This is a genomic window from Pseudolysinimonas sp. (assembly GCF_057350545.1).
This window is the reverse complement of the sequence record NZ_JBMRCP010000060.1, coordinates 1-11,798: the sequence shown is the minus strand read 5'-3', so window position 1 is coordinate 11,798 and position 11,798 is coordinate 1. Positions and strand designations below refer to the sequence as shown.

The following is an 11,798-nucleotide window of genomic DNA, read 5'->3' as shown; positions in this document are numbered from 1 at the left end:
GCGCGGCTACTCGACCAGCGAGGACAGGGGTCTCGACACGCCGCTGCGCGGCTACTCGACCAGCGAGGACAGGGGTCTCGACACGCCGCTGCGCGGCTACTCGACCAGCGAGGACAGGGGTCTCGACACGCCGCTGCGCGGCAACTCGATCGGCGCGGGTGTCGCGCTGCGCGGCTACTCGATCAGCGAGACTCGCGCACCGCGCGGGGTCGCCACCAGCAGATCGGCGATCCCGGCGGCGGTGAACGCCGCCTCGAGGTCGGCGCGGGTCTCGCTGAAGTGCCGCCAGTCCTCGCAGTGCACCCCGACGACGACGCGTGCGCCGAGCCTCCGGGCGGCCTCGGCGGCGTCCGCGGAGGTGAGGGTGAGTGCCGCGTCGATGGCGGGAACCCTTGCCGCGCCCGCGAACAGCACGGCGACGTCGACGGGCGCGAACCGGGCCGCGATCTGCTCGACGTCGTCGAGCTCCGAGTTGTCGCCGCTGACGTAGAGAGTGGGCTCGCCGGGGGCCTCGAGCACGAAACCCGTGACGGGTCCCACGACGTCGCCCGGACCGTGCGAGGCGGGCACGGCCGTGACCGAGAAGCCGCGACGCGCGGTCGACTCCCAGGGGTCGAGCCCGCGCACGTGCGGCAGTGCGAGGTCCGCGGCGGCGGCCGGCGTCGTGAGCGTCGGGACCCCCGACCGCACGAGGTCGAGACCGGCGTGGTCGAGGTTGTCTTCGTGCTCGTGGTGGCTCAGCAGGATCAGGTGCACGGGCGGGAGCGCCGCCACCTCGAGCGCCGGCCCGCGCGTCTTCTCGAGCGACGTCCCCTCGGGGTCCGGGTCGGGATACACGCGCGGCTCGTCGAAGGTCGGGTCGGTGAGGATCGTCAACCCGGCGTACTCGAGGAGGACGGTCGGACCGCCCAGGTAGGTCACGTGCAGCGCCGACATAGGGTTGAGCCTATGGCTGAGCGGCTCGCCGACTCCACGAGTCCCTACCTGCGCTCGCATGCGGGCAACCCGGTGGACTGGTGGCCGTGGAGCGAGGAGGCCTTCGCCGAGGCCGCGCGTCGCGACGTTCCGGTGATGATCTCGATCGGCTACGCGACCTGCCACTGGTGCCACGTCATGGCGCGCGAGAGCTTCTCCGATCCGGAGATCGCGGCGCAGCTCGCCGAGGGCTTCGTCGCGATCAAGGTCGATCGCGAGGAGCATCCCGACGTCGACGCCGCCTACCTCGCCGCCGCGAGTGCCTTCACCCCGTCGCTCGGCTGGCCGCTGACCGCCTTCGCGACACCTCAGGGCGCGACGTTCTACGCGGGCACCTACTTCCCGCCGCGACCGGTGCAGGGGATGCCCGCCTTCCGCGAGGTGCTCGACGCGATCACCGAGGCGTGGGGCGCGCGGCGCGCGGAGGTCGACGAGACGGCGTCGGCGGTCGTCGCCGCGCTCACCGCCGAGCGTCCGTCTCCGGAGGGCTTCGGCTGGGGGACCGGCGAGCTCGGGGCCGCCGTGAGCGCGCTCGAGAAGGTGGAGGACGGCGAGCACGGCGGCTTCGGCGGTGCCCCGAAGTTCCCTGTCACGCCCGTACTGACCTTCCTGCTCGAGGCGGGGCTGCCGGGGCCTTCGGGGATGCCGGCCGCCCGCGCACTCGCCGAGCGCACCCTCGCAGCGATGGCGGCATCCCCGCTGCGGGATCCGATCGAGGGCGGCTTCTTCCGCTACGCCGTGCACCGCGACTGGAGTGAGCCGCACTACGAGCGCATGCTGAGCGACAACGCGCAGCTGCTCGCGGCGTACGCGGCGGTCGGCGACGAGGCGACGACGACCGGGATCGCGTCGTTCCTGCTCGACGTGCTGCGGGTGCCCGGGGGCTTCGCGTCGGGGCAGGACAGCGAGAGCGAGGTCGACGGCGTGCGGGTCGAGGGCGGTTACTACGCCCTGGATGCGGCGGCCCGCGCCGCCCAGCCGCCTCCGCCGCTCGACGGCAAGGTGCTCGCCGGGCTCAACGGCCTCGCGATCGGAGCGCTGGCCGATGCGGGCGTGCGGTTCGCCCGGCGCGACTGGATCGAGGCCGCGCGAGACGTGGCGGATGCCGTGCTCGCCTCGCATGGGTCGGTCGCGCCGCTGCGCCGGTCGTCGCTCGACGGACGTCTTTCGGATGCCGCGGCGACTCTCGAGGACTACGGCGGTCTCGCCGGGGGACTCCTGCGGCTCGCACTCGCGTCGGGTGCGCCCGAGTATGCGGTCGTCGCGCGAGGACTCCTCGAGGCGTGCGCCGACCCCGCCGTCGGTGTCGCGGTGCCGGGCGGGGGCGACGCGGTGCTCGCGGCCCGTGGGCTCACCCTGCCACCGGAACTCTCCGACGGTGCGACGCCGTCGGGGCGCGCCCTCGTCGCCGACGCCGCCCTGCTGCTCGCGGCTCTCACCGGCGACGACGCCCACCGCGCACTCGCGCAGGCCGCCATCCTGCCCGCCGTTCCGCAGGCGCTCGCCCAGCCGATCTCGTTCGGCGGTGCGCTCGCCGTCGCGACGAGGATCGCTCGGCCGGTGGCCCAGCTCGTCGTCGTCGGACCGGGTAGCGGCGCGGTCGCCGACGTCGCCCGGCGGTGGGGTGGGCCGTCCCGCGTGCTCGCGCTCGTGACCGAGGAGCAGGCGGCGGCGTTCACGAACGACGGGTTCGAGCTCTTCTCCGCCCGCACCGTCCGGTCCGGCGCCGACACCGCCTACCTCTGCGAGCACTTCGTGTGCGAGCTTCCGCTCACCGACGCCGTGATGCTCGCCGCTAGGCTCGGGGCATGAAACGTCCGCAGACCGTCCCCGCGCTCGCGGGCCTCGCCGTCGCGGCCCTCGTGCTCACGGGATGCACGAGCAGCTTCCTCGCCGACGGTCCGGATGCCGTGCCCGAGCCCTCGGTGACGTCGACGCCGGAACCGACGGCGTCGACTCCTCCGCCGGAGCCCGAGCCGGAGTACGACTGCGACGATCTGCTGATCAACCGTCCGGGCAACTACGTGCTCGGCGAGTGCGGCTCGGTGACGCTCGAGGGCACCGGCATCGATCTGACGTTCACGTCGATCGCGACGCTCGTCATCCGCGGTGATCGCGCCGACCTCCTCGGCGGTGAGCTGGGCTCGGTCGAGATCAACGGTCAGGGCAACGACATCTCGGTCGAGACGATCCGCGGCCTCCGCATCCGCGGCGAAGGCAACACCGTGCTCGCGAACGGCGCGATCGGGTCGGTCGTGGTCGACGGCAACGAGAACGTCGTCACCTCGGGCGAAGGCATCGACTCCGTGATCGACAACGGCCTTCTCAACGAGATCGCCTGAGCCACCCACCGCGGTTGAGGAGCGCCGCGCGGTAGCGCGACGCGTCTCGAAATCCGACGTTCGAGCACCTGGTTTCGAGACGCGTCCGCGCGGTGCGCGGGCGCTCCTCAACCCACGGGTTTCGAGACGCGTCCGCGCGGTGCGCGGGCGCTCCTCACCTCGAGAGGGCTCCCGCCGTCGCGCTGACGAGCGGGGCGTCCGGGTCGGCCGACCACTCGGCGAGCGACCCGTCGTAGACGGCCACCTCCGTCTCGCCGAGTCGCACGAGCTGGAGTGCCGCGGCCGCAGCCGCGATGCCGCCGTGGCAGTACGTCACGATGCGCGGCGCGTCGAGGATGGGTGCGAACAGCGCCCGTAGCTCGGCATCGGGGAGCGCCGTGCGCGTCTCCCGACCGACGAGGCGGGCGGCGGGGAGCGACCGTGACCCGGGGATGACTCCCTGCCGACGTCGGGGCGAGGCGACCTCACCGGTGAACTCCTTCGGCGGGATCGAGCAGACGAGCGCCGCGTCGAGGTCGCCGTCGACGACGCGCTCGACCTCCGACTTGTCGACCCAGGCGTCGGCGCGCTCCACCGCCACGAAGACGGCGGGTGACGGTTCGACGTGACCGCGTTCCACGGGCCGGTCGGTGGCGCGCCACGCGGTGAGACCGCCGTCGAGCACCGCCGCGGCGTCGTGGCCGAAGGCGCGGAGCAGCCACCAGAATCGCGACGCCCACTGACCGAGGGCCGTGTCGTAGACGACCACGGTGGTGTCGGGACCGATGCCGAGCGCGCCGGGCGCCGCCGCGAACCGGGCGGCGTCGGGGCGTGTGAACGGATGACGGCCCTCGGGATCAGAGAACTCCTCGATGAGGTCGGCGAACACGGCACCGGGAACGTGACCCTCCGCGATGTACTGCTCGTGCCCGCTCAGCGATGCCGGCGTGCCGTTCGGCTGCGTGTACGACACCACGGAGGCATCCACGACGACGAGCTCGTCGGCGCCGAGGTGGTCGGCGAGCCACTGGGCGGAGACGAGCGGCGAGGGGAGTACGGGGCCAGGCATGCGGATGACGCTAGCTGCGGCATCCCGAGTCGTCACGGCGAGTCGAAACCCGCCGTCACGAGCGGTCACAGACCGTCACACGCGGGGTCTCGACACGCGGCCGTGGCCGCTACTCGACCACCGAGGTGGCGCGGCCTGTGGCCGCTACTCGACCACCGAGGTGGCGCGGCCTGTGGCCGCTACTCGACCACCGAGGTGGCGCGGCCTGTGGCCGCTACTCGACCACCGAAGGGGTCAGCGCAGGGCCTTGCGGGAGGTGATCTGCCCGGTGTCGAAGCCGAGGAGGTGCAGGCCGCCGTGGAAGCGGGCGTGCTCGACCTTGAGGCAGCGGTCCATCACGACGGTGAGGCCCTTCTCCTCGCCGTAGCGCGCGGCCTCCTCGTTCCAGATGCCGAGCTGCACCCAGACGGTTTTCGCGCCGATCGCGAGCACCTCGTCGATGACCTGCGGGATGTCGCTCGCCTTGCGGAACACGTCGACGATGTCGGGCACGACCGGGAGGTCGGCGAGCGACTTGTAGACCGGGTGGCCGAGGATCTCGTCGGCGTTCGGGTTGACGAAGTACACGTCGTAGTCGCTCGACTGCAGCAGGTAGGTGGCGACGAAATACGACGAGCGCGCGGGGTTCGGCGAGGCACCGACGATCGCGATGGTCTTCGCGTTCCGCAGGATGCGCAGTCGCTCCTGCGCCGACGGCCCCACCCAGGTGCGCTTGCTGCGCAGCAGCTGCGCGAGGCGCGACGTGGCGGGCAGCTCACACGTGAGTCCGTTCGAGAGGGTGACCGTCTCGAGGTCGGGGGTCGCGATCGACATGGTCCTAGTCTCCCCTCACCGCGGCGGCGAGCGCTTGGTCGAGGTCGTAGATGATGTCGTCGACATCCTCGATGCCGACGCTGATGCGCACGAGACCGGGCTGCACGCCGGCATCCACGAGCTGTTGCTCGGTGAGCTGCGCGTGCGTCGTCGAGCCGGGGTGGATGACGAGGGTCTTCGCGTCGCCGATGTTGGCGAGATGCGAGGCGAGGTTGACGCTCTCGATGAACGTCTGGCCGGCGGGGCGTCCACCCTTGACCCCGAACGAGAACACCGAGCCCGGACCCTTCGGCAGATACTTCTTCGCGCGTTCGAAGTGCGGGTGGCCGGGGAGTCCGGCCCAGTTGACGAACTCGATGCGATCGTCGGCGTCGAGCCACTCGGCGACCGCGCGGGCGTTGTCGACGTGCGCCTGCATCCGGTAGGGGAGGGTCTCGACGCCCTGCGCGAGCAGCCAGGCGGAGTGCGGAGCGAGCGACGGGCCGATGTCGCGCAGCTGCTCGGCGCGCAGGCGGGTGAGGAACGCGTACTCGCCGAAGTTGCCGTGCCAGTTGAGTCCGCCGTAGTGCGGCACGTCGGTGTCGAAGAGCGGGAAGCGCTCGTTCGCCCAGTGGAAGCGGCCCGACTCGACGACGACGCCGCCGAGGGTCGTGCCGTGGCCGCCGAGGAACTTCGTGGCGGAGTGGATGACGACATCCGCCCCCCACTCGATCGGACGGTTGAGGTAGGGGGTCGCGACGGTCGAGTCGACGATGAGGGGCAGGTGGTGCGCGTGCGCGACGTCGGCGAGGCCCTCGAGGTCGGCGATGTCGCCGGACGGGTTGGTGACCGACTCGACGAAGATGAGCTTCGTCTTGTCGGTGATCGCGGCGGCGTAGTCGTCGGGGTTCGTGCCCGCGACGAACGTCGTGTCGACGCCGAAGCGACGCAGCGTCACGTCGAGTTGGGTGACGGTGCCGCCGTAGAGCGACGCGGCGGAGACGATGTGATCACCCGCGCCCGCGAGCGACGCGAACGTGATGAACTCCGCCCCGAGGCCCGACGACGTGGCGACGGCTCCGAGGCCGCCTTCGAGGGAGGCGACGCGCTCCTCGAACGAGGCGACGGTCGGATTCGCGAGGCGGCTGTAGATGTTGCCGTACTTCTGCAGCGCGAACCGGGCCGCGGCATCCGCCGTGTCGTCGAAGACGAAGGCGCTCGTCTGGTAGATCGGCAGAGCCCGCGCTCCGCTCACCGCGTCCGGGATGTTGCCGGCGTGGATCGCGCGCGTCTTGAAGCCCCAGTCTCTATCGGAGGTGCGGTCTCTGTCAGCCATCCTTCGAGGTTAACGCCGTGCGACGCCGTGTTGCGCCGTGCTACGCGTCGACCGACTCCTCCGCCGCGACGCGCTCCTCCTCGCGTTTCGCCGCACGTGCGAAGACGAGCCAGATGGCGACGGAGATGAGCCCGAAGACCGCGAAGACGAGCAGCCAGATGCCGTAGTCGCCCACCTCGGTGCCTTCCACCGCCGTCGGCAGCACGAGCAGCGAGAACGGCACGGCGACGAGCAGGAACGCGCCCACCCAGAGTCGCTTCGAGTCGAGCCAGAGCTCGCGACCGTCCATGAACTGCAGCGGGAAGACGGCGATGAGCGCACCCGTGAGACCCTCCGCGGTGACCGCGACGAGGGTGTCCTCGACCAGCATCCCGGCGAAGTCGTCGCCCGGGGTGAACAGCGAGTAGGCGACCCATGCCGCAAGCGCCAACCCGACGACGAACAGGAACTGCACGAGCACCGCACGTGCCGACACCCGTCGGCTCGCCTGGATCAGCTCGAGGCCGATCGCGATGCCGATGAGGAAGCCGGGGGAGAAGTCGAGGATGCGTGCGACGACCACGCCGACGATCGCGAACAGGATGATCGACGGCTGGATCGCGATGACGGCCGACGTGCCCCACAGGCGACGGATGACGAAGCCGCTGAGCCACGACGCCCCGTAGCTGAGGATGAAGAACGCGAGCGCGAGCGACAGCACGAGTCGCAGCGATACGACATCGAACCCGAAGCCGGGGTCGATGAACCCGTACACGATCGCGACGATGACCGTGATGAGTCCCGCCGCGAGGGCGCGCGAACGTGTCACCTTGATGAACCAGTCCTGCGCCTTCGACATCGCCCCGTCGATCGAGCCGTACACGCGACCGAGCCGCGAGGTGTTCGACGACAGCGACGAGTTGAGCAGTTCGGTCGGCAGCGCGACGAGGAAGAGCAGCGCGAGCGCGAGCCCGCCGGCGATCGCGACCGTGACCGGGTTCGCGACGATGCGCTCGAGCGGCGGGATCGACTCGCTCAGGGCACTCGGCGCCGCGGCGTCGGTGCGGTCGACCGGTCCACCGGAGCCGCTCTCGTCCTCGCCGACAGGCTGCTCATCGACGACCGTGTCGGGGCCGACACCTCCGGTGACCATCGCGTCGCTCGTGAAGAAGTACTGCGTGCCGAGCGGCGTCACACCGATCATCTCGATCTCGTGCGGGCCGTTCTCGATGTCCTCGGGCACGGTGAGCTCGAGCGTCATCGGCAGCCCCGTGCCGCTCGCCGTGCCGAGCAGACGCGGCGTCGAATGCATCCACACCTCGATCTCGGTGCCCTCCGGCATCCCGGAGACGTTGAGCGTGAAGGAGTCGCCCGGCCTGAGGTCCATGAGGTCGCCTCCGAACTCGAGGAACCAGCTGACGAGTGTGAGAGGTGGATCCGCGCTCGGCGTAGCCGGGGCCACGAAGATCGGGATGCTGCGCGCTGCTGAGTAGGCGGAGAGCCCGCCGGACTGCGGATCGGTCGCGATCACTCGCGCCGAGGCCGCCGACGACTTCGGGAACTGGCACGCCCACGTGCCGGCACCGGTGACCGTCGTCGTGCACAGACTCGTGCCGTTCGAGCGCACGACCCTGAGAGCATCTCCGGCGGTGGCGTTGCCGCGCACCACGACGGAGTTCGCGGTGCTCACCACGCCCGTCATGGTGGGGGTCTCGGGGACGCGGAAGAGGTAGTCGTACGTCTGCGAAGGACTCGCTCCGGCTCCGAAGTACACCTCGTAGATGCCGGCGGCGAGGCCCGAGAGCACGCAGCTGCCGGTGTTGCAGTCCTGCACGAGGTCGTCGTTCCAGCTGGTCACCGACGGGTCCTGGTAGCCGGGGTCGCCGTTGCAGTAGCCCTGCGGCCCGACCTCGTAGCCTTCGCCCTCGCCGCTTCCGCCGGAGCTCGAGCCACCCCCGCTGCCGCTGCCGGTGTAGGGCGTGAGTCGGTAGATGACTTTGTCGACCACACCGGGGCTCGAGATGTTCACGCCTGCGGGGACGAACGCGCAGTCCATCGCGGGAGGAGGGGCGATGCCGACGACGAAGGTGTGCGACGCCGTGCGGAAGGGTGCGGCGCCGGAGTCCTCTTGACGCACGGTGTAGGTGTACGTGTCACCGTCGGTGAACGGAGGATCGGCATCGGCGATGTCGATGGCGCACGACCACGCACCCGTCTGGGTGCCGGCGTCCCAGGTGATCGTGCTGTCGGCGCACAGCGCGCCGGGCGTCGGGAAGTAGACCTGCACGTAGCTGGCCGGGGTGCCCTGGTAGGTCGTCGTGCCGTAGAACGTCGCGGTCGAGTCGATCGCGGAGTAGAAGGGGTCGGGGTTGCTGATCGCCGGCGCCGGGATGCGCACGGTGTAGTCGCTGATCGAGGCGTTCGAGATGCCCTGCTGCACGTAGACATCCCAGATGCCGACGTCGAACACCGCCGTGCACGACCAGGAGCCGTTCGGCTGCACGGCCAGGGTCTGGCACCCCGGGACGGGGTCGGGCGAGCCGCCTTCGGAGCGGAAGACCGAGACGGTGGCGCCGAGGTCGCTCGAGGTGCCCGAGATCGTCGTGGCTGTGCCGGTCCAGTCGACGTCGGCGTTCGAGGCGGGCGCGGTGATCGTGACCGTCCCGTCGACGTGCACGACGTGATTCACGACGCGGGACGGAGCCGAGCCGTAGCTCTGGGTGACGGTGACCGTCGCGTCGGAGTCGGGGTTCAGCTCCGCATCGAACGGGATGTCGCACCCCCACGCGCCTCCGGTGCCGACGACGGCGTTGCAGACGAGGCCGGGCTCGTTCGGCGTCGTCACGACGGCGTTGATCGCCGCGCCGGGATAGCCGCTGTCGCCCGTCAGGTTGATGGTGCCGCCGGCCGGCACGTTCGCGGGACCCGTGACGGTGTGGAGCGGCAGCGTGCTGAAGATCGTGACGATCTCCTGCAGGCCCGTGTCCTGCTCGACGCGCAGGTCGTAGCCGGCGGCGCGGGGTTCGAGGAAGACCGAGCACTCCCAGGTGAGCGGGCCCAGGGTCGCGTCGGTGCAGAGGAGGTCGTCGGTGGCGTTGTCGACGACGCGCACCTCTTCGGTCGGGGTGTCGGTCGTGCCGGAGACGACGAGACCGGTGGGGCTCCAGTCGTAGCTCCCCCCGTCGACGAGGTTGACCGTCACGTCGGCGTTGGCGGCGGTGACACCGCCGAGCACGAACGCGGCGGTGATGGCGGCGAGCGCGGTGAAACCTGCGGCGGCGCGGCGACGACTCGTCATCGGGGTGTCCTTCTGTGCGTGACCCCCGGCGTGAGTCTATGACGCATCACGTTTCTGGGGTATGACGGATTTTCCGCCGGAACCCGGGGCGACGTGAGGGGTTAGTGCCATCATGCTAACGCCCGTCGGCCCGAGTGAGATAACGAATCCTCAGAGCCAGGTCGGCAGCCACAGGTGCGCGCGGAAGAACCAGTCCGGCACCGGCATCCCGGTCCAGATCGGCAGGAAGAAGATGCTCAGCACGACGCACAGTCCGAGGAACACGCCGACGACCGCGAGACCCGTCACCCGCCGCGATTCGCGGTGGTACGTCGACCCCAGCAGGGCGCCGAGTGCGGCGGTGAGACCGAGGATCAGGTACGGCTCGAACGCGATCGTGTAGAAGGTGAACACCGTGCGGTGCAGGTAGAGCATCCAGGGCAGGTAGCCGGCCGCGAGGGCGACGAGGATGAACACCTCCCGCCACACGCGCGCGCCGCGGAGCAGGCGCCGCACGACCCGCACGATGAGGAACACGAGCGCCGCGGTCGACGCCCACCAGATGAGCGGGTTGGCGACATCCAGGATCGTCTCGACCAAACCATCCGGACGCGCGTTCCAGTACATCGACGTGGGCCGCACGAGGAAGAGCCACGTGAGGGGGTTCGACTGGTAGCCGTGGGGCGTCGTCTCGCCGACGTGGTAGTTGTACACGGCGACCTCGTAGTGCCACCAGTTCTGGAACGCCGTCGGCACCCAGGCGAGTCCGCCCGTCCACGCCTCGCCGCCGCCCTCGATCCATCGCCGGTGGTAGCCGCCGTCGGTCGCGAACCAGCCCGCCCACGTGGAGACGTAGACGGCGGCCGCAAGCGGGACCGTCAGCAGGAAGGTCACGGGCGCCTGCTTGAGGAGGCCGCCCGTCGCCCAGAACTCGATCCCCGCCTGGCGCCTCATCACGAGTTCGGCGACGACGACGTAGACGCCGAACGCGGCGAGGAAGTAGATGCCGCTCCACTTGACGCCGATCGCGAGACCGAACGCGACGGCGGCGGCGAGCAACCACGGCCGCCACGCGAACAGCGGACCCCACCCCGTGCGACCGTGGCGGGCGACCCAGTCGCGCAGGCGGTGTTGCGTCCACCGCCGGTCGAGCAGTACGAAGAAGACGCCGAGCAACGCGAAGAACGCGAGCATCGTGTCGAGCAGCGCGACCCTGCTCAGAACGATCGCGTTGCCGTCGATCGCGAGCAACCCGCCCGCGATGACGGTGAGCGCCGGACGCCGGAAGAGCACGTGCGCGACCGCCATGGTCAGCACGACGAGCAGGATGCCGGTGACCGCGACCGAGAAGCGCCACCCGAACGACGAGTCGGCGCCGAACAGAGCCATCCCGGCGGCGATGATCCACTTGCCCACCGGCGGGTGCGCGACGAACGACGGGGCCTCCTGGAAGCCCGACGGGTCGCCCGCGTTGAACGCCGTGTTCGCATCGGCGGGCCACGACCCCTCGTAGCCGAGCTGCGAGATCGTGTAAGCATCCTTGACGTAATAGGTCTCGTCGAAGACGAGCGACTCGGGATGCCCGAGCCCGATGAGTCGCGTCGCCCCCGCCAGAACCGTGATCGCCGCCGGGCCGCCCCACAGCCACGCGCGGCGTGCCTCGGGAGTGCTCTGCACGCGGGCCCACCAGTCGTCGAGCCGGGAGCCCGGCAGTTCGGCGACGGTCATGCTCGCCATCGTAGGACGGGCAGAATCCGTCGGTGGTCGAGTAGCGCCCGACGGGCGCGTGTCGAGACCGGGAGAATGGGGACGTGATCATCCTGGGCGCGACGCCGATCGGCAACCTCGGCGACGCGTCGCGCCGGCTCGTCGAGACGCTCGAGCGGGTCGCTGTCGTCGCGAGCGAGGACACGCGTGTGACGGTGCAGCTGCTGCGCGGCCTCGGCGTCGAGAACCGGCCGCGTCTCGTCGCGCTGCACGAGCACAACGAGCGCGAGAAGGCGGGCGAGCTCGTGGCGCTCGCGCGCGAGGAGGATGTGCTCGTGCTGT

General features: G+C 70.7%; 8 protein-coding genes and 1 pseudogene. 3 read left to right on the top strand and 6 right to left on the bottom strand.

Features of this window, described 5'->3' with window-relative positions:
• Window positions 1-174: 174 nt before the first annotated feature.
• On the bottom strand, window positions 175-936 hold the full coding sequence (locus ACO1X9_RS08630) for an MBL fold metallo-hydrolase (protein WP_486350416.1): 762 nt from the start codon (window positions 934-936) through the stop codon (window positions 175-177).
• 12 nt (window positions 937-948) lie between these two features.
• Between ACO1X9_RS08630 and ACO1X9_RS08625 the strand changes: the two genes are divergently transcribed.
• Window positions 949-2,787, top strand: a complete 1,839-nt coding sequence (locus tag ACO1X9_RS08625; protein ID WP_486350415.1) for a thioredoxin domain-containing protein — start codon at window positions 949-951, stop codon at window positions 2,785-2,787.
• On the top strand, window positions 2,784-3,317 hold the full coding sequence (locus tag ACO1X9_RS08620) for a hypothetical protein (protein ID WP_486350414.1): 534 nt from the start codon (window positions 2,784-2,786) through the stop codon (window positions 3,315-3,317). Before ACO1X9_RS08625 ends, ACO1X9_RS08620 begins: the two co-directional genes overlap by 4 nt.
• 154 nt (window positions 3,318-3,471) lie before the next feature.
• Here ACO1X9_RS08620 and ACO1X9_RS08615 read toward each other — a convergent pair whose 3' ends face one another.
• The 5 genes from ACO1X9_RS08615 to ACO1X9_RS08595 form a co-directional block, all read right to left on the bottom strand.
• A complete protein-coding gene (locus tag ACO1X9_RS08615) occupies window positions 3,472-4,365 on the bottom strand; it encodes a sulfurtransferase (protein WP_486350413.1) in 894 nt (297 codons plus the stop codon).
• A 234-nt stretch (window positions 4,366-4,599) separates the two neighbouring features.
• Window positions 4,600-5,178 (bottom strand): CoA-binding protein, encoded by a 579-nt coding sequence (locus tag ACO1X9_RS08610; RefSeq protein WP_486350412.1) that lies wholly within the window; start codon window positions 5,176-5,178, stop codon window positions 4,600-4,602.
• Window positions 5,179-5,182: 4 nt separating this feature from the next.
• The gene (locus ACO1X9_RS08605) at window positions 5,183-6,493 is read right to left on the bottom strand and encodes an O-acetylhomoserine aminocarboxypropyltransferase/cysteine synthase family protein (protein WP_486350411.1); all 1,311 of its coding nucleotides are present in this window, start codon (window positions 6,491-6,493) and stop codon (window positions 5,183-5,185) included.
• A 40-nt stretch (window positions 6,494-6,533) separates the two neighbouring features.
• The gene (locus ACO1X9_RS08600; protein ID WP_486350410.1) at window positions 6,534-9,770 is read right to left on the bottom strand and encodes a UbiA prenyltransferase family protein; all 3,237 of its coding nucleotides are present in this window, start codon (window positions 9,768-9,770) and stop codon (window positions 6,534-6,536) included.
• Window positions 9,771-9,920: 150 nt separating this feature from the next.
• On the bottom strand, window positions 9,921-11,477 hold the full coding sequence (locus tag ACO1X9_RS08595; RefSeq protein WP_486350409.1) for a dolichyl-phosphate-mannose--protein mannosyltransferase: 1,557 nt from the start codon (window positions 11,475-11,477) through the stop codon (window positions 9,921-9,923).
• A gap of 83 nt (window positions 11,478-11,560) precedes the next feature.
• Here ACO1X9_RS08595 and ACO1X9_RS08590 point away from each other — a divergent pair.
• A pseudogene (locus tag ACO1X9_RS08590) lies at window positions 11,561-11,798 on the top strand (16S rRNA (cytidine(1402)-2'-O)-methyltransferase); the annotation flags it as partial.

Coding starts and splice junctions, on each gene's coding strand:
- ACO1X9_RS08620 (WP_486350414.1), top strand. CDS start 2,784: ATGAAACGTCCGCAGACCGTCCCCGCGCTCGCGGGCCTCGCCGTCGCG.
- ACO1X9_RS08595 (WP_486350409.1), bottom strand. CDS start 11,477: ATGACCGTCGCCGAACTGCCGGGCTCCCGGCTCGACGACTGGTGGGCC.
- ACO1X9_RS08610 (WP_486350412.1), bottom strand. CDS start 5,178: ATGTCGATCGCGACCCCCGACCTCGAGACGGTCACCCTCTCGAACGGA.
- ACO1X9_RS08615 (WP_486350413.1), bottom strand. CDS start 4,365: ATGCCTGGCCCCGTACTCCCCTCGCCGCTCGTCTCCGCCCAGTGGCTC.
- ACO1X9_RS08625 (WP_486350415.1), top strand. CDS start 949: ATGGCTGAGCGGCTCGCCGACTCCACGAGTCCCTACCTGCGCTCGCAT.
- ACO1X9_RS08630 (WP_486350416.1), bottom strand. CDS start 936: ATGTCGGCGCTGCACGTGACCTACCTGGGCGGTCCGACCGTCCTCCTC.
- ACO1X9_RS08605 (WP_486350411.1), bottom strand. CDS start 6,493: ATGGCTGACAGAGACCGCACCTCCGATAGAGACTGGGGCTTCAAGACG.
- ACO1X9_RS08600 (WP_486350410.1), bottom strand. CDS start 9,770: ATGACGAGTCGTCGCCGCGCCGCCGCAGGTTTCACCGCGCTCGCCGCC.